The 21,524-nt window shown below is 46.1% G+C and carries 24 protein-coding genes; 17 read left to right on the top strand and 7 right to left on the bottom strand.

Annotated elements, in window-relative coordinates:
* Nucleotides 1-4 precede the first annotated feature (4 nt).
* On the top strand, nucleotides 5-577 hold the full coding sequence (locus tag BM613_RS08880; protein WP_109430823.1) for an NADH-quinone oxidoreductase subunit B family protein: 573 nt from the start codon (nucleotides 5-7) through the stop codon (nucleotides 575-577).
* Nucleotides 567-944 (top strand): ArsR/SmtB family transcription factor, encoded by a 378-nt coding sequence (locus BM613_RS08875; protein WP_109430822.1) that lies wholly within the window; start codon nucleotides 567-569, stop codon nucleotides 942-944. The genes BM613_RS08880 and BM613_RS08875 overlap by 11 nt, the downstream gene beginning before the upstream one ends.
* 64 nt (nucleotides 945-1,008) lie before the next feature.
* On the opposite strand, the gene BM613_RS08870 is transcribed toward BM613_RS08875, so the two are convergent.
* Nucleotides 1,009-1,467, bottom strand: a complete 459-nt coding sequence (locus tag BM613_RS08870) for a YgaP-like transmembrane domain (protein ID WP_109430821.1) — start codon at nucleotides 1,465-1,467, stop codon at nucleotides 1,009-1,011.
* A gap of 112 nt (nucleotides 1,468-1,579) precedes the next feature.
* Here BM613_RS08870 and BM613_RS08865 point away from each other — a divergent pair, with 112 nt between their 5' ends.
* On the top strand, nucleotides 1,580-2,383 hold the full coding sequence (locus BM613_RS08865) for a hypothetical protein (RefSeq protein ID WP_109430820.1): 804 nt from the start codon (nucleotides 1,580-1,582) through the stop codon (nucleotides 2,381-2,383).
* Complete coding sequence (gene menC / locus BM613_RS08860; protein WP_109430819.1) at nucleotides 2,380-3,489, top strand: o-succinylbenzoate synthase; 1,110 nt, start codon at nucleotides 2,380-2,382, stop codon at nucleotides 3,487-3,489. Before BM613_RS08865 ends, menC begins: the two co-directional genes overlap by 4 nt.
* On the opposite strand, the gene BM613_RS08855 is transcribed toward menC, so the two are convergent.
* Nucleotides 3,490-3,780, bottom strand: coding sequence for a hypothetical protein (locus BM613_RS08855; protein ID WP_109430818.1), 291 nt, complete (start codon nucleotides 3,778-3,780; stop codon nucleotides 3,490-3,492).
* Nucleotides 3,781-3,896: 116 nt separating this feature from the next.
* Between BM613_RS08855 and BM613_RS08850 the strand changes: the two genes are divergently transcribed.
* Nucleotides 3,897-4,799 carry a DMT family transporter gene (locus BM613_RS08850; protein ID WP_109430817.1) on the top strand — a complete coding sequence of 301 codons (903 nt, stop codon included), beginning with the start codon at nucleotides 3,897-3,899 and terminating at the stop codon, nucleotides 4,797-4,799.
* A 27-nt stretch (nucleotides 4,800-4,826) separates the two neighbouring features.
* Here the strand turns inward: BM613_RS08850 and BM613_RS08845 are convergent, their stop codons facing one another.
* Nucleotides 4,827-5,633, bottom strand: coding sequence for an enoyl-CoA hydratase/isomerase family protein (locus tag BM613_RS08845; protein WP_181362999.1), 807 nt, complete (start codon nucleotides 5,631-5,633; stop codon nucleotides 4,827-4,829).
* Nucleotides 5,634-5,930: 297 nt separating this feature from the next.
* Here BM613_RS08845 and sor point away from each other — a divergent pair, with 297 nt between their 5' ends.
* From sor to BM613_RS08785, 12 genes are all read left to right on the top strand, one after another.
* Nucleotides 5,931-6,890, top strand: a complete 960-nt coding sequence (gene sor, locus BM613_RS08840) for a sulfur oxygenase/reductase (protein WP_109430815.1) — start codon at nucleotides 5,931-5,933, stop codon at nucleotides 6,888-6,890.
* A gap of 339 nt (nucleotides 6,891-7,229) precedes the next feature.
* On the top strand, nucleotides 7,230-7,760 hold the full coding sequence (locus BM613_RS08835; RefSeq protein WP_109430814.1) for a sulfocyanin-like copper-binding protein: 531 nt from the start codon (nucleotides 7,230-7,232) through the stop codon (nucleotides 7,758-7,760).
* A 40-nt stretch (nucleotides 7,761-7,800) separates the two neighbouring features.
* On the top strand, nucleotides 7,801-8,451 hold the full coding sequence (locus BM613_RS08830) for a cupredoxin domain-containing protein (protein WP_109430813.1): 651 nt from the start codon (nucleotides 7,801-7,803) through the stop codon (nucleotides 8,449-8,451).
* 61 nt (nucleotides 8,452-8,512) lie between these two features.
* A complete protein-coding gene (locus BM613_RS08825; RefSeq protein WP_109430812.1) occupies nucleotides 8,513-9,316 on the top strand; it encodes a cytochrome c oxidase subunit II in 804 nt (267 codons plus the stop codon).
* A gap of 15 nt (nucleotides 9,317-9,331) precedes the next feature.
* Nucleotides 9,332-11,203: a cytochrome c oxidase subunit I gene (locus BM613_RS08820; protein WP_219930664.1), complete on the top strand. Its 1,872-nt coding sequence runs from the start codon at nucleotides 9,332-9,334 to the stop codon at nucleotides 11,201-11,203.
* A gap of 23 nt (nucleotides 11,204-11,226) precedes the next feature.
* Nucleotides 11,227-11,805 (top strand): cytochrome c oxidase subunit 3, encoded by a 579-nt coding sequence (locus tag BM613_RS08815; protein ID WP_109430810.1) that lies wholly within the window; start codon nucleotides 11,227-11,229, stop codon nucleotides 11,803-11,805.
* 24 nt (nucleotides 11,806-11,829) lie between these two features.
* The gene (locus BM613_RS08810; protein ID WP_109430809.1) at nucleotides 11,830-12,030 is read left to right on the top strand and encodes a hypothetical protein; all 201 of its coding nucleotides are present in this window, start codon (nucleotides 11,830-11,832) and stop codon (nucleotides 12,028-12,030) included.
* 100 nt (nucleotides 12,031-12,130) lie between these two features.
* The gene (locus BM613_RS08805; protein WP_109430808.1) at nucleotides 12,131-12,526 is read left to right on the top strand and encodes a hypothetical protein; all 396 of its coding nucleotides are present in this window, start codon (nucleotides 12,131-12,133) and stop codon (nucleotides 12,524-12,526) included.
* Entirely contained in the window at nucleotides 12,510-13,133 is a 624-nt protein-coding gene (locus BM613_RS08800; protein WP_109430807.1) for a hypothetical protein, read from the top strand. Before BM613_RS08805 ends, BM613_RS08800 begins: the two co-directional genes overlap by 17 nt.
* Nucleotides 13,130-13,930 carry a cytochrome c oxidase assembly protein gene (locus BM613_RS08795; protein WP_109430806.1) on the top strand — a complete coding sequence of 267 codons (801 nt, stop codon included), beginning with the start codon at nucleotides 13,130-13,132 and terminating at the stop codon, nucleotides 13,928-13,930. Before BM613_RS08800 ends, BM613_RS08795 begins: the two co-directional genes overlap by 4 nt.
* 70 nt (nucleotides 13,931-14,000) lie before the next feature.
* Nucleotides 14,001-15,101, top strand: coding sequence for a hypothetical protein (locus tag BM613_RS08790; protein ID WP_109430805.1), 1,101 nt, complete (start codon nucleotides 14,001-14,003; stop codon nucleotides 15,099-15,101).
* On the top strand, nucleotides 15,085-16,884 hold the full coding sequence (locus BM613_RS08785) for a redoxin domain-containing protein (protein ID WP_181362998.1): 1,800 nt from the start codon (nucleotides 15,085-15,087) through the stop codon (nucleotides 16,882-16,884). The genes BM613_RS08790 and BM613_RS08785 overlap by 17 nt, the downstream gene beginning before the upstream one ends.
* Here the strand turns inward: BM613_RS08785 and BM613_RS08780 are convergent.
* The 4 genes from BM613_RS08780 to BM613_RS08765 form a co-directional block, all read right to left on the bottom strand.
* Nucleotides 16,881-17,687 carry a cytochrome c oxidase assembly protein gene (locus BM613_RS08780; protein ID WP_109430803.1) on the bottom strand — a complete coding sequence of 269 codons (807 nt, stop codon included), beginning with the start codon at nucleotides 17,685-17,687 and terminating at the stop codon, nucleotides 16,881-16,883. The genes BM613_RS08785 and BM613_RS08780 overlap by 4 nt on opposite strands.
* Nucleotides 17,688-17,739: 52 nt before the next feature.
* Nucleotides 17,740-20,088 (bottom strand): heavy metal translocating P-type ATPase, encoded by a 2,349-nt coding sequence (locus BM613_RS08775; RefSeq protein WP_181362997.1) that lies wholly within the window; start codon nucleotides 20,086-20,088, stop codon nucleotides 17,740-17,742.
* Nucleotides 20,089-20,168: 80 nt separating this feature from the next.
* The gene (locus tag BM613_RS08770; protein WP_245926321.1) at nucleotides 20,169-20,900 is read right to left on the bottom strand and encodes a sulfite exporter TauE/SafE family protein; all 732 of its coding nucleotides are present in this window, start codon (nucleotides 20,898-20,900) and stop codon (nucleotides 20,169-20,171) included.
* A 68-nt stretch (nucleotides 20,901-20,968) separates the two neighbouring features.
* Nucleotides 20,969-21,508, bottom strand: a complete 540-nt coding sequence (locus BM613_RS08765; protein WP_109430801.1) for a hypothetical protein — start codon at nucleotides 21,506-21,508, stop codon at nucleotides 20,969-20,971.
* Nucleotides 21,509-21,524: the final 16 nt, after the last annotated feature.

The following is a 21,524-nucleotide window of genomic DNA, read 5'->3' as shown; positions in this document are numbered from 1 at the left end:
ATGAATGTGGAAATTAATCAAAAAACGACTGCAAACGGCGGTCTCGACTCGTCCAATCGAGGAGGTGTTAACTTCACAACCGCCGCGAATTGAGCAAGGGCGTCTTTCGTGTGAGGACGATCTGCTTGTGCGTTTCAATCATTTGGCAGCGACCGTTTTTGGCGGATCGCTGCACGTTCGACATGTAGATACAGGATCTTGTAATGCGTGTGAATGGGAGTTGAATGCACTATTAAATCCAGTGTACGATGTTTCACGAATGCGTATCGAGTTTGTTGCATCGCCACGACATGCGGATGTATTGGCGGTCACTGGTGGAGTGACGCGCAATTTACTTGAAGCCTTACGGATGACATATGAAGCGACCGCATGGCCAAAAGCAGTCGTGGCGATTGGCGGTTGTGCGATTGGTGATGGATTGATTGGAAAAACGTATGCGCAAGAGGGGGGAATTGCGCCGTTTGTTCCCATTCATGTAAAAGTTCCAGGATGTCCACCACGTCCGCAAGAAATCTTGGCCGGTTTTTTACACGCAATGGAATGTTTGACTCATGGGGTGGAGCAGAGTGGATCTTAAATTACAGCAGTTTAAAGCAGAATTTTTCAAGACATTGTCACATCCCATTCGAATCCGGATTTTAGAGTTGCTTCGTGAGGGAGATAAATTTGTAAATGAATTGCAAGCTGAATTAGGTGTTGATAGTTCTGTTGTCTCTCAGCAATTGGCACTTTTACGCAATAAAAATATCGTAATCGGGAAAAAAGATGGGACAAAAGTTACTTACTCGGTAAAAGATCCATTGATTTTTGAATTATTGGATGTCGCGCGACGTATCTTTAATAATAATTTAACAGACGCCATCTCGATGTTGCAAAAGATTGAAAAAGAAGACAGTGGGATCGAAAAAGAGATAACCGAAGACAAAAATGCTCCCCTCAAATAGGATGAAGACCGCCGCTCATGCGACGGTCTAGAGAGGGTCTGCGGCGCATCTCAGTTGCAGCGATCTAGACCATTCGCGTTTGTGCAAGCGCCTCATGCACATGGGTAGTGGGCTTGAAATCTCCTCGCAAGACCTTAAGAGCCATTCGCTCTTCAGCAATCTCTTCTGCTGTGCGCGCGCCTAATTTACGCAAAACTGGAAGTGAAGGACACCATCCAGAAAATGCGTGTGAAACGAGAAAGCCTCCAGCGAGCGCAGATACGAAGAACCAGCGGCGGTTGATGGTAACGCCTAGTAGCGTCCCCATTACGACAAAAGTCCCTGCCATGGCTTCGATGATTCGATCTGTATCCCACTCTCGTTCCAACTGAGATAGTCTGTGACTCACTGCTTCGCCGCTGCGCAGGCTATAACGAGCGACATTTGCAATTGTGCGAGCCTCGATCTCGCGAATGATCGCTCGACTGGTATGAAGCGCAACACGTCTTGTTGTTGGTGGCCACTTTTTACGGTCTTCTTCCATGTGCACCCCTCCCTAGCCTTTACAATTCCCCATCAACATTCGAATGATGCGATGATGTAAGGTTCATGGTACAGTAAGAGCGATTGCTTAGATATGGAGTGAGGAGGAAGTCATGGAACAGTGGGCGATTCGGGAAGCTGTATCACGTTCTGATTTAGAGCAGTGCAAACGGCTCGCTACCGCGGTATGGGGGCAAGATAGCAGTTGTTCGACAGCACAAATGAGTGTTCATGCGCGTTATGGTGGAGTAGTTTTATTGGCACTGGATGGCGATGAAGCCATTGGGTTTACACTCAGTTTCCCAGCTTTATGGCATGGGGAATGGGTATTATGGTCACATGAAACAGCGGTGTTAGACCATGCATTGCATCGTGGAATTGGCTTTGCACTTAAGCAGTATCAGCGCCGTTTGGCTGTGCAGCGCGGGTACAAAGTGATCATGTGGACGTTTGATCCTCTCGTCAGTCGCAATGCACATTTTAATCTCAATAAATTGGGGGCAAAGGTAGTTGATTTTCTTCCAAATTGTTATGGGATGATGGAAGGAGATCCACTGAATGCAGGGGTAGAATCAGATCGCTTTGTCGCACGATTGGAACTCTTACCTGAAGAGTCTTTGGGTCAAGTGGGGGCTATTACATATGCAAATGGAAACGTGTCCAGTGAAGTCGTGCGGCTGCGTTGCACAGAACGCGGAGACGCTGAAGCAATTCCTCTTTTGGACTCCCCTTCGCGAGTCATCACCGAAATTCCTGGAAATTTGAAAAAGATTAGTACAAGTTCCCTGCGAGCACAGTGGGTACAAGCCATGCGAGCAGCCGTTATGGAATTGCAAGCAAGAGGGTTTGTCGTTGTGAGCTACAGCTATGAAGGATCTCGTGACGTAGGGAAATACATTTGGGAGCGTGTGCGATGAAAATTAAACGGGTAATCATACGGCGATTACAAATGCGCATGAAAGAACCTTTTGAGACGAGTTTTGGTCGTGAAGAAGAGAAGGACTTTCTTTTAGTTCGCGTGGACACCGGACATAGTGAAGGGTATGGAGAGTGTACTGCGTCGCTCGCACCGCTATACAGCGAGGAGACGACAGCGACCGCACAACAGATGTTAACGACATGGTTTGTCCCTGCACTACTCGGCCAAGAGATTGCGCATCCTGATGAAGTTCGTCAGCGTCTACGTCCTTTTCGGCGCAATCAGATGGCAAAAGCTGCACTTGAAACAGCTATTTGGGATGCTTTTGCTAAAGAGCAAGGATTATCTTTAGCAAAAGCGCTGGGTGGAAATAAAGCAGAAGTGCAAGTAGGGATTAGCGTAGGCATCCAGTCTACGACACTTCAGCTGCTCGAAAAAATTGAGGGATATTTACTACAAGGCTATAAGCGCATAAAAGTTAAAATTAGACCTGGCTGGGACCTTGAAATTTTGCGCGCAATCCGCAAACAATTTCCTGAGATCGCGCTTATGGCAGATGCAAACAGTGCATATCGGCTGCAAGACCTCGATCATCTGATTCGGTTAGATGAGTTCGGTTTGACAATGATTGAGCAACCGCTTGCCCATGATGACATCATCGATCACGCGGCTTTGCAAGCAAAACTTCAAACACCGATTTGCCTTGACGAAAGTATACATTCGACAGAAGATGCTAAAAAGGCGATTGCAGTTGGCGCATGTCAAGTAATCAATGTAAAAGTAGGGCGCCTAGGTGGTTTGACGGAAGCGCGTGAATTACAGGCGCTATGTGCACAACAAAACACTCCGGTCTGGTGTGGCGGCATGCTAGAAGCTGGGGTAGGACGCCTGACGAATTTGGCTGTCACTTCTCTACCAGGATTTGTGCTTCCAGGGGATACTGCGCCAAGCGCGCGCTATTTTGATGAAGACATCATTGACCCACCTGTGTGTTTTGTTAAGCCAGGGATCATCTCCGTCCCAGAAGGTGCTGGAATCGGTGCCTATGTACGAGAAGATCGCGTAGAAAAGTTCACAGTTGACCGGGTTGAATTGTCCTCGTGACTAAGCTTTTTGGCTTGCAGCAAGTACAGCATGCGCTGCCGATGAGGCTTTTACAACGAAGATGCGATTTGACTTTTCACGATGCCGCAAATCTCGTTGCAATCGTTCTAACGCAATCGTTTCGTCCTGTAATTGGTATCTGTTCATGTACTCAGCCAGATCAGAAATTTCGCATACAAACCCATTTTGAAGATCACGTAAGAGTCGTACTGCGTATACGTTCATTGTGGGTTCTTGTTCTTGCTCACTTGCTGCGGTGATTGGGTGTGCACTCCATTTTCCTTTGATCATATAAGGATGCATGGCCTCCTTTGTTTGTTAGGGCAACATTGTAAACCTGCCCCTCTTAAGATGACGTTAAATTGGATCGGAAGGTTGCATTCAATTTGCAAAAAAGAAGGTATAGAATGCGAAACAAACCGTTGGGCGGATTGCTTGGAGTGGTGCTTGCGAATTTTATATGGGCTGGCAGCTTTCCTGCAACAGCCATCGCGTTGGTACAAGTTCCACCCAGTTTTCTCACGTTAGTTCGCCTAGGTGCAGGTGCCTTGCTATTGGCACCCGCCTTGCTTAGGGAACGCAAGAGTGAAAATTTTACGGTACAAACGTTGTTCATCGCGCTTGTTTTAGGTTGTGTGGGCTTTTCATTGCCAGTTTATTTTGAAACCAAAGGTCTTGGTCTTTCAACCCCTGCGATCGCTTCTGTCATGATGGCGCTAGAACCCATTTTTACGGCGCTGGTAGCAGCTATCCTGCTTCGAGAAACGCTAACACTCAGGAGAAAAGCTGCTCTATTGATCGCATTTATCGGTGCTTGGGCGATTGCAGGCTTTCCGCGACCAGGCAATCTCGGATATTTGAACGGCGATCTGCTCTTGGTGTTTGCCGTTTTTTGTTACGCATTATACAATGCCTACTCGAAGCAACTAATTGTGCGAGTATCTGCAATGTCAGCAACTTCCATGACGCTGTTAGGCGGTTTTCTTGGGGCAATCCCGATGTGGCTGGCAAAAGGCGCTCCGCTACCTCATGGCTTAGCTCTTCCTGTCTTGCTCGCTGTTATCTATTTGGCAATTCTCGCCACAGCGGGGGCCTATTTTTTGTGGCTATTTGCGCTCACCATGTTTTCTGCAGCAAAAGTGTCGTTGTTTCTTTATATCCAGCCCATACTCGGCGTGGTCTTGTCTTTCCTCATCGTTCGAACACGTCCAGAATCGACTTTTTTTATCGGAGCCAGTTTCATCTTGCTGGCGCTTTATATCAGTGAGCGAAAAACACAGCCGACACTTCCGACCGGTCCTTTTGCGTGATTGACGGAATAAAATGCATACGCAAAGTTACATTTTTGTGAGACCTTCGGCATAGAAAGGCCTGCGTTTTTCCAGGAATGCTTGAATTCCCTCGACGTACTCACTGCCGTCAAGCGCTTGAGTGGATAGGTTTTCGAGCTGCTCGTCCAGCAAGGAGGTGCCTGCTTCCTGCAGCCCATGGAAAATTTGTTTTGTAAGCTGTTGCGCATGTGGAGCTGCTTGCAGCAAGGAGAACAGATAGTCATCGACAAACTGATCAAAGTTATGCGATGAAGGATTTCGCGCTGTAATGAGTCCGATTTTTTCTGCTTCTTGTGCTGTAATCGCCTTTCCTGTATATAACAGTTCTTTTGCCTTTGGCTCACCGACAATTCGCATGAGTAAGCGGGTCTCATAAGGACCGTAGACAAATCCCAGTTTAACGGGCGTAATGGCAAAGCGTGCTGAATCGTCTGCAACTCGCAAGTCGCATGCACTTGCGAGTTGCAGACCTCCGCCGTAACAGATCCCAGAGATGGCTGCCACTGTGATTGGTCGTAAGTTCGCTAAGCGTTTGGTGACAAGATCAGTGACTGTTTTATGTTTTTTTGCGCTCTCGCGGTTTGCCCGCAACTTGGGAAACTCAGCAATATCAGCTCCAGCACAAAAGGCATGTTCGTCAATTCCTCGAAGCACGACCACACGCACATCCGGATTATCCTCACACGCTTCTAAGAATTCCAGTAATTGCTCCCACATAGTTAGTGTTAAAGCATTGTGCTTATCTGGACGATTTAACACAATGAAACGCACGGAAGCAAAGTGTGGGTGCTGTTTCAGCTGTACACGAGACACACTGTGGTCCTCCTTTTTGGTGATTTTTTCATTATACACGATGAGATTTAAATACACTTGGGGGAACAAAGGCAAAAACGTTCCTTTCGAGTCGAAAAATATTCAGGACAAATGAAATCAGGAGATTATCGATTAAAATTCATAGATTAGACGAGAAAAAGTAATATTTATCGAATAAATCGCGTGATTTACACAATATTGACACAATACCTATCGGGGTATATGATGAAAGGGCTTTCTTATCTCGCTTTGTTTGCGGGGTTCGCATCTGCCACACTACCTGGGAGGGGTTTGTTCATGCCAAATCCATACATTGCAATTAGCAAGGCAAAAGTGGTTAATGCACCAGAAAGTTTTGCAGCTTTTGAAAGTGTCGGGCCAAAAGTTTGTATGGTCACCGCAAATCACAATGGTTTTCTCGGATTTCAGAATCATGTGCAAGTTGGGGTCTTTCCGATGGGTGGGCGCTTTGGCGGTGCCAAAATGGACATGCATCATGAACTCAATCCGATCGGTATCGCACAGTATACGATGTGGAAGCGGTGGGAAGATCACGAAGAGATGCATATGGAACAGTTTGATAGCATTTTCCGGTTGTGTTCGCGATGCCTCGGCATGGTCGTGGAAGGTCCATGGGAAGATGTGTACGAAATTGTCGCTCATGACATGCCAGAAAATGTGGGGATGACCGACGTTCCAGCGGTTCTTGGCGCGAGTTTTATGGCCGGCGAAGAGATGCCTCCCGTCTCTCTCCCATATGGACAACGCGTCATCGCAGCTGGTGAGCACGCGGTGATTCCCGGCAAAGAAGAAGAGTTTGAACAAGCTGTCGGGCAGGTTATGAAGCAATTTAAGAAAGCACCTGGTTTTCTGGGATATATGATCATGCGCCAGATTGGCGCGTCAGCCGTAGGGAGTTTTCAATTAGAACCAGACGGTATTCATCAGGCGTTGCAAACGCTTGGGGACAATCCACCAAGTTCGCGTGCCGGAAACTTCCAACTGATGCAAGCAGAGAAAAAACCAACTGCCTATATCGTTCACATGGAATGGGCAGACATGAAATCTGCAATGTTTGGGATCTCACGCGTCGTAGTGAATCATAAAGTGAAAGCAATTCATGATAAAGCGCTCGCTACACTGGTGCAAGGACCTTATATCACTCTTTGGAATCCGTTGATGGAGGACACCTCATGGCGTGAATACCTAAATGACGATGGAACTGTCAAAGCCAGCGAGAGTGTCAGCGAAAATTAGCCCCTATACATCGGGCTGCGGCTCGCACCGCAGAGGACAAAGACACAAAAATGAGTCGAGCTGCGCTTGACTCATTTTTGACTAATTAAGCACAAAAGAGGAATGAAAAATAGAATTAACAGCATAAAGTTTGAATAAGTGATGTGATTTATGCACTTGTGATGACGAAAAAGAGACTGAATTATGGCGAATTCTTGACATGACTATTCTATCAGACTATCATCTTAACTACATGCAAGTGGTGAAGTAGAAAACGAATAATCCTAAAGGAGGGTGATGCACAGCGAGAATTTGAATTTTAGATAACCTGCATCATTTTGCAAGGGGGGTTGCAGAGCGGTGAGATTTCGACACATTGTGCTGGGCGCGGTTGCGCTTTCAAGTATTATTTTAACGGGCTGTGGAACGACGGAAGCAGTGAATCCACCTTGGTTTTCCGTCAATAACGCGAATCAGACGGTCGATTTGACGATCGCTGCGGGAACCAACTCGACAAATGGTTTTGCCAACTTTAATGGCTATGCCAATGGACAGATGACGGTGGATATTCCGGTCGGCTATACCGTACAGGTGCACTTCGTCAATGATGGGGGCATTCCGTTTGATTTTGGCATTTATAATTCCGTTAACAAGCTTGCATTTCCGGGCGCAGGCGCATCCGTCTCATCGATGGTCAATGATTCGGGCGCAGGCGTTTTTCCAGGGCAATCGAGTAACTTCAAATTTGTTGCTTCACAAGTAGGGGATTATCGCATGGAGAATTTGCTTTTGCGAATTGACGATCAAACACGTCCAGAGAATTTTGGAATGTGGGATTGGTTTGACGTCACGAATGGAGGCACACCGCAAGTCGTGGTGTCGAACTCCTAGTCAAGGATACAATGAAACGACGCGGGAGGGAGTTTGCACTATGGATGGAGAGGATCGCAGCAAAGAAACTGTGGGCTCAGACGCAGTAGAGGTCGATTGGAGTCGTCGCAGTTTTCTGATTGGCACGAGCAGTGTGCTGGCAGCGAGTGCGATTGCTTTATTTGAGTCTTCAAATATTGCAAAAGCGTTTTCGGCGCTTAATGGACTGCAGGTGGATTCTGGGCTCACCAAGGTTTATCAACAAGACTACTACTATATTCCAAACCAAATGACTTGGCGTGTGGGAACTCCCATGACGTTGCATATTCACAATTTAAGTCCGACTCATTTCCATGAAATGCAAATTGGGCGCGGTGGATTTCAACGGGATCCCAATTACTATACGGATTTGCGGATTCAGTTTAACGAAGATTTTTGGGATGGAGTTCCTGTGACGATTAAAGAAGAACATGCGGTGGACAATTTGGTAACCAATAAAGCAATTGTCACCTCGATTCCTAAGCCGGGTCCATGGCTGATTACGGCGCCGGGAAATGGGAATTTCAGTCCAACACTTCGTCCGGGTGGAAGTATTTCACTTACATTCACAGTTCCAAACAAACCGGGCATATGGGAATATGGTTGCTTTGTACAAGGCTTTATTCATTATGCGGACGGAATGAAAGGGACAATCAATATTTTGCCGGCGTAGCGCTTAGGCGTGAATGTGAGATCATTCGCAAGGAGCGCAGAGCTAAAGGGGGTCTCCAGCAGTGGCCGATCTGCTGATTTTTGGTGTGTTGTGGGTAGTGTTTTCTGTGCTCGGAGAACTCGGAGTCAGCGCTTGGGGGCATAATTTCTATTACTATACGGCATCCACACAAGCGTTAGATGGGTTGAGTGCAAGTGTATTTTTATTTCGCTTTTTAACTCCAATTTTTGTGTTTGTCGTGCTGATGCTTATCTTTATTCCACTTCGCGCACGGCGACGTTCCCGTGACAGCGTAGTGCGGGGCAAAGGAGCACGTTTCAATGCGACGTATGTAACAATCTGGGTTACATTGTCGTTAGCTGTAAATCTGCTCTTTTTCGTCCATCCAACGACATCCGCAGCAGAGCAAATGTTTAAAGAGATGAGCCCACAAGCCGAACAACACGATCTGGTTGTCGACGTAGTGGCACGTCAGTGGCAGTGGTTTTTCTCTTATCCGCAATATGGAATTCAAAATGCTTTAAACGCAAATGGAAATAACGTGTTGTATTTGCCCGTGAATCGCCCAGTCGAATTCGTTTTGCGTTCTTATGATCCAAACCACCCTTATGCTGTGGGACTTGACGTGATTCACTCGTTTTGGATTCCGGCGTTTGGCGAGAAAATGGATGTCATCCCTGGGGAAACGCGATATATGGTCGCGACGCCGACGAAGATCGCTTCAACGGAGACAAATCCAGAGGTGCGTGTACAGTGCGCCGAAGTTTGTGGGCCAGGGCATCCATACATGTATGCGACCGTGCATATCGTCAGTGACGCAGCATTTAAACAGTGGGTTAAACAGCAGCTCAAGGCTGGCAACTAAGGGAGGAAGATGCGCATGAGTGTGGCAAGGATTGGCGATGCGCCCCTACCACTTCGCAAAAAGCAGATAATGCCGCCCGTTATCCGAGGCTTGCTGTGGGCTGGTATAGGTTTTCTGGTGGTCAATTGCCTGGTTGCCTATCTGTTAGACCCGCAGTATGGGGATCCTTTTATCACACAACCTTCAGTAGTTTTTGGATGGATTGCGGCAACAGCAGGATGGCTGCTTGGAATAGGCGGATTGGAAAACGTATTGCTGCCATCGTTTGGGATCACAGTTACGTATCCTGAAGCAACTGGTTGGCGCAGGTATTTTGCGTATAGTACAAATCACAAAGTGATTGGCATTCAGTATCTCGTTTCTTCTACTGGCGGATTTTTCATCGCTGGTTTGGCCGCAATGTTGATGCGGATTCAGTTGATGGGAGACCATATGTGGTTTTTCCCGTATGCCGGTCAGTACATTGAGACAGTTGGAATTCACGGAACGATCATGATGTTTTCTGTCGGAACCGTGGCGCTCGTTGGTGGCCTGGGCAATTATTTGATTCCGATGATGATCGGATCGAATTCTTCCGCTTTTCCGAGAATGTCGGCGCTTAGTGTATGGCTTGTTCCTGCAGGGATCATGACAGTGATTCTAAGCCCGCTATTAGGGGAATGGACCACTGGTTGGCGTGGGTATGAACCCCTCGCGCAAAACGATCCAAATGGAATTTTGTTTTATTATCTTGGCGTACTTGCGCTCACGTTATCGTCTTTGATGGTTTCACTCAATTTAACGACGACGATCCTGTTTAAGCGGGCAAAAGGATTAACTTGGAACCGTTTGCCTATGTATGCATGGGGGATTCTCGCAGTTAGCCTGCTGAATATCATCTGGCTTCCAGAAATCGAGATCACCTTTATTTTGGCCGTGTTAGACCGTGTGGTTCCATTGCCGTTTTTCACCGCGGTAGGGAGTCCGATTACTTATCTGGAATTGTTCTGGTTATTTGGACATCCAGAAGTGTATATCATCGTCGTCCCTGCGTTCGCGATTTGGATGGAAATTATGCCGGTTATGGCTCGCAAGCCCTTGTTTGCACGAGAGTGGGGAATTATCGGTCTCATTTTCGTCATGATGCTTAGTGGATTTGTTTGGGCTCACCACATGTTCACGAATATGCGCTTGACTGAGATGTTGCCGTTCTCTTTCTTTACAGAGATGATTTCGATTCCTACCGGATTTGCGTACATGGTTGTAATTGGGACTCTTTGGCGTTCGCGCTTTCGCATGACTGTCCCTTCACTCTTTGTTTTAATGAGTATGTTCAACTTTTTAATTGGTGGGATGACAGGCGTTTTTCTTGCTGACCCCGTGATCAATTTGCAGTTGCATGACACGTTCTTTGTCGTCGCCCACTTCCATTTTACAATTATCGGCGGGATGGTCTTTACCTGGCTTGCTGCTATGTACTATTGGTTGCCTAAGTTTTCAGGGCGCATGTACAACAGCAAGATGGGTGTACTCGGTGCGATCTGGGTATTTATTGGATTTGACGGAGCATTTAGCCTCATGTTTATCCAAGGGTTACGCGGCATGAATCGCTGGGTACCAGTGTACCCGCCCTATTTGCAAGGAATTAATATTGTCATTTCAATCTTTGCATTTATTCTAGGCCTTGGCTTCCTGTTTAACTTGATTCATATTGCCTGGGCAATGAAATCAGGTAAAAAAGTTCAGGAAAACCCATGGCAGTCTAAGACGTTGGAATGGCAAACTACTTCACCGCCTGCTGAAGAATCTTTTGCTGCGGCGCCGGTGGTCACAGGATCTTTTTATGACTATGAAGACGATGATGAATCGTTTAGCATCCCAACGACCCCTGGTCCTGTTTCCATGTGACACAACGAGGTGGAGGTGATTTTATGGCGGCAAGAACTGCAATGGGATCAGCGCAGACAAGGAGTGACGTTGAGAGTCGCATTGAACAGCGCAAAATGCGATCTGCCTTTGCTATTTTCTTGTTTAGCATGAGTGTCCCTTATTTTATGATGATCAACGTGCGGTACATCATGAGTGGAGGCTTTATTCCACCAGCACTTGATCAAACAACGGGAGCGATTCAAACTGTACTCCTTGTGATTAGTTTGTTGACTGCGGTCGCCGCAGTGCGCCGCGTGCAACAAGGGGATGGCAGAGGTTACAAACGCATGACTGATGTGACGCTATTCTTAGGTGGCGTTGGAACGCTGATGCAGGGATATGAACTGTGGTACCATCCGTTAAATCCAATGTCTCATTATGGGGAGACTTTTCTTGCGACAGTTGGATTGTCGGTTGTCATGGGACTTGTCGGTTTATTAGTCCTCGCAGCAGGAAGAGAACGAGTCAAGCGCATAGGTGTAACTCCTGAGAGACAACTGGGGTATGAGCTTTCCTCCTGGTACTGGGTCTTTACTGTGATTACTTGGGTTGCGCTCTATGTTGAACTCTATCTCTTGTAATCTGTAAGAGGAGGAGGTGCCCAAATGGGGAATTTTTGGCCGACATTACCGATTCAGATCCCTTATAGTGAGGGGATCCCACTGTGGTGGGACATCGTATTTTGGCTCTTTCAAGCTGTGATCATGACAACACTGATTCTGTTGTTGATCCGCTGGGCAACGAGAATTGACCGACTACGTGAAGAAGAAACAAATAGCCAAAGCGTAGAGGTAAAAAAAGTGTAATTGGAATGGGAGAGCCTGTTCCTATGTGGCGGTCACAGTCAGGCATTTGATGCGAGCTGTGACCGCCTGCTCCCATTTCACGAAAAAGGAGAGGTTCGCGGTGCGTGTGGGGGCTATGGTGATTTCGCTCACGGGGGCAATGCTAGGTTTTTTGGTTGCCATTGCGGAAAAGGGAATCCGACTCGGGATGTATTTCTATTTTCCACAAATCAAGACCAATACATGGATGGATTGGTTGACGTTCTTCTTCTCTGCGGTCGCGTTGCTAGCGGCGATTATTTCGTGGAAATGGCCACGTGCAGCGATGGGGTTGCTCGCTCTTTCGATTGTAGGGGGGATTGCAGGGGCTCTGACGGTGTGGGAGTTACCTGGCGCCTTTTTATTTACTGGACTCATCCTTCTTTTTATTTCGCAGGTGGGGTTACATGATGATGAGTTTATTTTAAGTATACAAGTAAGCACATCGGAGGGCGTTCCAGATGAAGCGCTTAAGTAGTCTTCCAGCGCAAATTGGTGTAGCAAGTGTGTTATTTGTTTTATGCTTATTTGTACCCTTGACAACAAGTTTAGGGCAAGGGATTCACGAACGTGATTTGGTTTCATGGCGCGGGATTGATCATTTAGATTCAGGACAAACTCAGATCGAATTTGTATATCAGGGAGAACCTGTACTTGATTTGCCTTTACAAAACGTTCCTCATAAATGGTTTCACATTCCCGTTTCGCGGACGTTGGCGGAGACATCAATCGACAGTGTGTCTGTTTTATCTGCTTTGTATAAGGTACATCCACATCTAGTGCAAGGGATTATGGGGACATATGGGAATATCGAGTCAATCACTAATATTTTCCCTCACTACCCAGTGTCATATTCCACCGCATTGCTAAAGGAATTGGCGATAAAACACATCAATCCAGACCAGTTTGGTGGACCTGACATACCACCTGGAAGTGTTCCTTATTCTATGTTAAAAGATGGGGTTTTGCATATTGATACTCTTCCTGATGACAATACACTCGTTCAGTGTGCGCCAGGTGCAGTTCCTAACGAACTTCTTACGATAACGCATCAGGCTCTGAGTGGGGGAGGTGCGAGTGCATGACTGCACAGCAATTTTGGATGTTAGGTATAAATTTATTATGGCATCCTCTTGTATTGATTGAATCACTCATTCTTGCGACAGTTTATTTTTGGCTTGTAGTGGGATCTGGAAGACATTACTTCGCACACAGTCAACCGGTGACGAAACAACAGTGGCTGAGTTTCCTTGCTGGTATTGGGGTTTTTTATCTGGCATTTGGAAGCCCGATTGACTATTTAGCTAATCATCTACTTTTTAGTGCGTATATGCTGCAAAATATTTTAGAAATGATTGTGATGACCCCTTTGTTCTTATCGAGTATTCCTGCATGGGTAATCGAGCCTGTTGCAGCGCGTGTTGTGAATAAGCCTTTTTATCAAAAGGTCTCTAAACCGTTTGTACGTGCATTAGCATTTAATGTGGTCTTTGTGGCGTTTCATCTTCCACCTGTGTTTAATCAAACATTGTTGCACCCGTGGCTGCACGTGGTGGAACATTTTGTTTTTTTCTTGCTCGCAATCTTTTTATGGATGCCTATTCTCAGCCCAACTGCACTCATTGCGAGGTTAAGACCAGCAGCACAAGTTGTATATATTTTTTTTGCTGGGAATTTATTGATGCCTCTAATTATTCTTTTACTCTTTACACAAGAACCGTTTTATCGCTTTTATTTGCAAGTACCAAGAGTCTTTTCTATCCCCATTTTAGCAGATCAACAGCTGGGATTGATTATCATGCTAGTTGGGATGTTAGTTCCATTTTTTAGTCTCGGAGTCTATGCATATTCACGGTATGACAACGCGCTACTCTATCGATGACTATTTTTTGAGTTTATTGAGCGCTTAGCAGAGGCAAGCAGTTTGCTTTATAGGCGAAGGGGAGCTTTCCATGAGTCAACTGATCGATAATTACTATCTGTCGCTCGGAGAGGTGATGTTTGCATTTGGTTTTTTGGTTGGGATCAAAGTTGTTTTCGGCTATGTAATGAGTGCCGTTTTGAAGATTTTGCGCGATGAGCCAGCACAAGCAGACAACCGTGAGAACAAACCTGAACAAAGAGTGGCAGCTTCAGCTCAAGATTTACAAAATTTTGGTAGACATACACTGTGGGTGGGTCTTGCAGGAATCTGGTTATACAGCGGAGTTATACAAATTCTTCCCATGATGGTTGTTGTCGCAAAAGATCGTTATGTAAATTCAGTGATCTCGTATGATCCAGGATTCGTAACGACATGTATTCAATGGTTTAGTAATTATTGGTTTTTTGATCCGACTGCGGCCAATATTCTCTCTGTGCTTGTGCAATTTTCTTTAGCGCTTTTACTCTACTTGGGGAGAGAGCATTTTGTCGGTAAGATTGGATTGTGGGTATCAATGGGATTGGCATTTTTGGATTGGGTAGTAGGAGAGAGCTTTGGTCGCCTATTTGCAATTTCACATGATTCGGTGAGTGGCTTTCCTGGAGCTGCATTACTCGTTATGTTTCTTAGTATCTTGTTGTTATTGCCCAGAAAATGGTGGGAAAAGGGAAGGGCCTTACGTTTCGGTTCACGTGTATTAGGTGGTCTATTCCTGTTGGTTGCGCTTTCGCAACTTGTGCACATGGGAGGCAGATCCTCTTCCATGCATCTAACAGGGCAAGTTGTAAGCTCATCTCTTACCCCTGAATTCATTTTTTTAAGTCATATCTGGTTGATAAGAACTTTCGAGTATCATAGCGAGTGGATTTCTGTTGCACTTTTCCTCATCTTTGCACTGGGTGCATATGTGAGTGTTCGGGCTTTGGAGCGACGTGTTCTCGTCTATTTTCTTATTGTATTCCTACTTTTTGTATGGTGGATGATTGAATCTTTTGGAGTTGCGCCGCATTATCTTCTGAATATCGGAATGGTTCCTGGATTTGTGATTGTGCTATGGGCGTTTCACCGGACGAAGCAGCATGCAAATAAATACAAGAAAGGAGTCACCGCAGATGGATATGACAAATAATCCAAGTCCGCTGATTTTGCATTTATTTTATACGAGTATGTTATGGCAATTCCCGCTATTTCTTTTCATATTGTTAGTGCTTTTCTGGTTTACGAAAAGTGTTCGTCATGTCTCATTGATCGAATGGATCCAAGAAGGGTTGAGGTCTCCTACTGGATCGATCGATCAAGCTACAAGAGAGGTCTTTCAAAGGCGCCGTCTCTTACGGATTGGGCTTGGCGCGTTATGGATCATTGATGGACTCTTACAAGCTCAACCGGATATGAGCAGTGAATTTATACCAAACATTGTGAATCCGATGGTATCTGCGCAACCACCATTTCTCAATCATTTATTAGAGCCGCTCGTTGTATTGTGGAGCCAAAGTCCAATTCAATACGATTTATTGGCGATCTGGATTCAAGTAGGCATTGGTATGTTGTTGATTTTTGGAGGGAATAGTCTTCTAACGAGAATTGGTTTATGGCTATCGTTGGGATGGGGTCTTGCAGTTTGGATAGTCGGAGAAGGATTTGGCGGTGTTTTTTCTGGTGGGGCCACATGGTTGGCTGGGGCGCCCGGTTCAGTGCTGTTTTATATGGTAGGAGCTGCGTTTTTACTGCTCTCCGAACAGGCGTGGAAAGCTGGGAGAGTGGCAACATATTTGCGTTTTACCATGGTTGTCTTATGGCTTTGGGCTGCTTTTGCACAAGCGCTTCCTGCTTCAGGATTTTGGACTGGCCAAGGGCTTAGCAGTACAACCCTCAGTATGGCAGAAATGCCGCAACCGTCCTTTCTTGCCTCTTTGCTCTACGGGGTCGCCCACATATTAAATGCGTATCCCGTATTTTTTAATGCGACATTTGTCATCTGGATGGCAACACTTGGTTTTTTATGGCTATGGCAAGCAAGACTGCGCATTGTTGTGCCACTCACTCTTGTCTGGGTGTTACTTACCTGGGTCATCGGGCAGGATTTCGGTGTTTTAGGTGGACTTGGAACCGATCCAAATTCGAGCCCGGTCGTGGCACTACTGGTTGTTGCTGGCGCTGCAAGGGTGGAAAAAGCAGAGGAACTGCTGCCAAGCTTGATCTTATGGGTAAGCAAATGGAAAAAAACGTTTCATGAGACAGTGAATCTGCGACTTTTTACTACTGCCGCGGCAACGATTTTTTCCCTAGCGATTAGCGCAGTAGTTGTCGTGCATCTATCTCATGTCTCCGCACAAACCGAGGCGGCGAATGCGCCAGCAGATCAAGCAGCAATGATAAATGGGGGAGTTACACCTGTAGGGAATCGACCTGCACCGAATTTTACCTTAGTAGATCAATATGGGAAAAAAGTATCTCTTTCACAATTGGCAGGGAAAGTGGTCGTTTTGACGTTTTTAGACCCTGTTTGTTATGATGACTGTCCAGTGATTGCTGCGGAAATGCAAGGAGCCGACCGCACACTAGGGAGCTTGCAAAAAGATGTTGAGTTTGTGGCTGTAGCAGCAAATCCAACGTTTCATTCGCTGGCTGATGTGCAGGCATTTGATGAGGAACATGGTTTGACTCATATGAAAAACTTCTTATTCCTCACCTCGAATTCCTTAGCTTCTTTGCAAAGAGTTTGGAATGCATATTATTTCTACGTTGGGTTGCCGAAAGTTGGCATGGTACAGCATACGGACGGAATTTATTTTCTATCTAAGAACTTAAAAGAAGTGTGGTTTGTCGGAGGAACAGGGGACTCTGCACCGACGCTCATGGGGTCCTATGCAGCCCTCATAAGTCACTATGTCAAACAGTTGCTTTCTTAAGATGGAGTGTTGTACCAAAAAGAGTGATCCAAGTGCCGCAATACACGCAAACCGAGTGTACCAAAGACAAAAAGCATACCTAATAACATGAGTTTTGCTCCCTCCTGTTGCATTTGCAAAAGGGAGAGATCGGTCAAATGCCTGGTAAGATAAACTTTATACCAGGCTGTTTTTGTTAAAAGAAGCGCGAGGATAATGGGGAGCATGAAAATAATGGAGTAGGCAATATAGCGAAACTCATAGAACCCATCGCGGTGCAAGCCAATTTTCCTAGTTCCGACGAGTGGCCACCAAAAGAGCAGAGCAGCTATCATGAGAAAAGCAGAGGTTAACAGATGAATCCAATTGCTTGATAAGTTTAAATCTAGGAAAAATGGCGAGAGAGACAGTGTAGCGGTTAAATTATAAAGTAGGCTCGCCTTCCATGGTTTTGTAAGTGAAGACAAGATTTTTTGTACCCTGCTAAGGGATAAGGCGAATTGAATGATCCATCTTGGAAGGCTAAGCAATAACAACCAAGGCATGACCATCGTCATGAGTAACATTTGTAAGATATATGCAGGGAAAGAACTGGTTTGTGCGAGCAAGTCTAGCGGAGAACCGACAGCAAATACAAAAACGGTGAGCAGTCCAATAAAGGCAAGGTGCTCACGACGAGAGGGCAGCGTATACTGCTCACCAGCCCATTCTCTGCCAAGACGGCCACTGATCAGTTGATAAGATATGGCGAGTAAAGCGGCAAACGCAAAGACTTCTGGGCGCCAAGCAGGGAGAAAAGGAAAGGAATTCATCATGTATGCCATCTTTACGTTACACTCCAGTCTCAGTGAGGATAGTGCAATTCCTCAGTATCAGTTACAGGGCAAACCATGAAAGGACGCCAAGGACAGCGAGTGTCCCGACGACGGCAAATCCCCCCGCCACATACCTTTGGGGAGAAAATCCAAATACGCGTAATGAGTTACCAAGAACAAAGGCGCTAGATAAAAGCATCGCCAGTGCGGCAATCGCTGGGCTAGCAAATCCAAACGCAGCGATGATCAGTGCAATTCCATTGTAGATGATGGCCCAACCAAGATTGAAACGGATTGTCCCCATCACTTTTTTCCCCAGCTCAAATAAGTCCGGAATTCCGCGCAGATCAGGTTTTGCCAAAACAAAATGGCCTGCTTGAATGGCAAGATCGGATCCATTCCCCATCGCCATCCCGAGATCAGCTTTTATGAGTGCTGGAGCGTCATTGACTCCATCTCCAAGAAAAGCGACATGCTGGCCAGAGGATTGTAGTTGTGCTACAAGTTCAGCTTTTTCTGTAGGGCGCAAATTTGCGTGCCATTCTTCGATGCCTACAGCATGAGCGACTGCAGCAACGGCTTGTGCATGATCACCACTTGCGATTACCACGCGAACCTGTGCTTGTTTGAGTCTGGAAATCGCATCATACGCTTCTTTGCGCACGGCATCTGCAAATGCGAAAGCACCCATGGGCTGACCGTCAATGTATAAGTAGGCAATAGAATACCCTAGATTTCTCCACTTCTCCACCTTAGCTTCGATTAATGGCGAGCGAACTTCACTTGTGTCCGCACCAACGCTCACTGTATAATGCAACACTTTTGCCCTTACCCCAAAGCCTGGAACCAATTCAAAGTCTTTTGCGGGGAAAGGACTTAATCCCATCTGAACAGCATACTGAACGATAGCCTTACTTATAGGGTGATCAGACGGGAACTCTGCAGAAAGCGCAAGTTTTAGTGCAAGGGATTCTTCCATCACAAAAACTGTCTCTTTTACAGTTACTGAGCCAAGTGTTACTGTGCCTGTCTTGTCTAAAATGAGCGTATCAATATTCGCGGCGTGTTCGAATGCTTCGTGTTTGCGCAGCAAGATGCCATATTCATGAAGTCGCCTTACTCCGCCAAGTACCGCGAGTGGTGTCGCAACGCTAAGTGCGCACGGGCAACCGATGACTAATACAGCGACTCCTCGCAGTAAGGCTATGCCTAAACTTAAATGAGCAAGCCATAATGAGCCTACAATGGTCAAAGTAGCGACAAGAATAACAAGTGGAACAAAGATTTGTAAAATGCGGTCGGCGAGCCGTTTATAGTGCAAAGAGTTCATCTCAGTACTTTGAACAAAATGGGTTGTTTGGTTGAGCAGTGTATCTACGATTCGTGTGGCCTGTACAGTCAGAGTTCCTGTTAAATTTTTTGTGCCGGCATAGACAGTGTCTTTGATTTGCTTATCGACCCACATTGATTCACCTGTAAGCATAGATTCATCAACGGAAGAGTGTCCAGCAATGACAGTCCCATCGACAGGAAACGTCTCTCCAATCTCGACACGAACGAAGTCTCCAACCCGAACGTTTGCGATTTCTGTTAAAGTAGGTTGATCTCCCAGTAAAACGCGTGCTTCTTTGGGTGCGAGTTGCCCGAGTAGGGAAACAACGCGACTTGCTTTACGTTTTGTTTGCGCTTCAAGTGTACGGCTAAAAAGCAAAAAACTTACAAGTAAGCTTGCCGTGTCAAAATAAACAAATTGGCCCTTTTGTAGAACGTTTATGACACTATAAAAATAAGCAGATAAACTTCCGATCGCGATTAATAAATCCATTGTAGGAACTAGATGACGAAGTGAAGACCACGCGCCGCGCAAAAAGGGCCATCCACTCCAAAAGATCACGGGTGTTGTTAAGAACCACAGCGAATAAGTGAGAGCGATGCGAACGCCTGATGGCAATAGTGGTAAATAACCTGTCCAAATCGGGACGCTTAGCATCATCATGAGCAAGCTAAGCAGTGCTGCTACACTAAAACGACGCAGTAAGATTACATCCGCTCGTTGCTCCATGGATGATGCATCTTCTTTAGGGATCGCTTGATACCCAAGCTTTGCAATCGATTCACATAAAGTTTCCTTCGTAACGGATTCGCGATCATATGCAATCTCTGCTGTACTCGTCGAAAAATCCACCTTGGCAGCAAAAACGCCAGGTGTTTGTGCAACGACATGTTCAATCAGCAAGGTGCATGAGGCACACCAGATCCCATCAAGTGCCAGGGTGATCGTCTGTGCATCCGTTGGCTTATCAGATTCTGGTGTAAGGAGTGCAAGTCCTTTTGTTCGTGCTGCTAACCAATTGATCCCAGGTTGGGATTTCAGTTTTTGTAATTCCTCTTCACCAAGTACGTGCCACAATTCTTTGCATCCGTGACAACAGAAGGTATAGTCTGCTTCATAAATAGGGGTTGAGACTGGTTGCTCGCACAGGTGACAAGTCAAAATAACCATGGGTTGACGCTCGGTATCCAATTATTGATCACCATTCCCCGTAAGATGAACAAAATTCCACTTAGTGCAATAAGAGTTGCTGCGAGATTTGAAAAAAGACGGCCCTGAAGTCGTTTTCGACCGTAAAATCCAGCCGTGGCAACTGCCAGTAAAGAAGGAATCGTGCCAATGCCAAAAGCGAACAGCAAGAGACCTCCCTTCAACGCGGAACCAGCTGCTGCTGCTGAAATGAGCATGGCAAAAAGTAAGCCACAAGGATGCAGTCCTAGTAACATGCCAGCAAAAAACGCGCCAAGAGGATCGCGGCGATTCATCCATTTGCGCAGATTTTCCTGTATACCTTTATTTCGCAATAGTGAGTATCGCTCTAAAAAACTGGCGCCGTGTCCTGTTCGCCATTCATCAAGAGCCCATAGTACCATGAGGGTACCTCCGACAAAAGCTGCCGTCGCTTGGATTCCTGTTGTTTTGGAGGCGACATTGACAAACGATCCGATCGCTCCAAACAGGGCGCCAAGAATGGTGAAGGAGAGAATACGACCAAGATTATGTGGCAAATGTGCCTTGAGCAGAATCATTCGCAAGGACACTGGTGATCTGGCTCCACTGTCACCACCGAGAGCAAGACTGTACGCAAGGACAAATGGGCCACACATTCCTGCGCAGTGGACAAATCCTTGCAGTAGGCCAACACTAAATGCAGTCATCAAGAGCGCCACACTATTCAAACGTTCTTCGCTCCTCAAAGGTCAATCTATAAGATAAGTCGATCCATGCAAAGTCTACTTTACAGACTATGACGGGCAAGAAGATTCGCGATCATCATGAAAGTAAGTGTTGAGCTAAACAGTAAACCATAGAGCGCAAAGCGTCCTAACAACAAGATCCAGGCTAGTGCAATCACAAAGCCCATGAGATAAACGAGCAGATTTGCTTCCACATAGAGACCGCGATGAAGGTCTACAAATTGATTGAGTGCAGCATTTGTCCAGAGTAGACTCGTGAGTAAGCTAAGAAATAAAATGATGATGGCTGTATGTCGCAAGTATGCGATTCGGCGTTCTTCTGAGAAGTTTTGCAACAGTGCTCTACTAAACTCGTCAGCAAATCGCTGGAGTCGTTCTTGTAAGGAAAATCCCAATAACATGCCTGCGATCGTGATCATGAGGTACGCAACAGCCTGCCAAGTGCTGAGATGATTCGCGACATTTACTTCAATGATGTGCTTAACAGGATAAGAAACAACAGCAAAAAAAATCGCAAATGACAGCAACTGGCGCAAATGCTTCCTTTTACTTGTGAGATGATGGGTCATACGTTGCTCCATAAGTCAACATTCCTCA

This window comes from Sulfoacidibacillus thermotolerans (genome assembly GCF_003144315.1).
GTDB lineage: Bacteria > Bacillota > Bacilli > Alicyclobacillales > SLC66 > Sulfoacidibacillus > Sulfoacidibacillus thermotolerans.
Note: the sequence above shows the minus strand (reverse complement) of the source record. Positions and strands in the feature narration are given on the sequence as shown.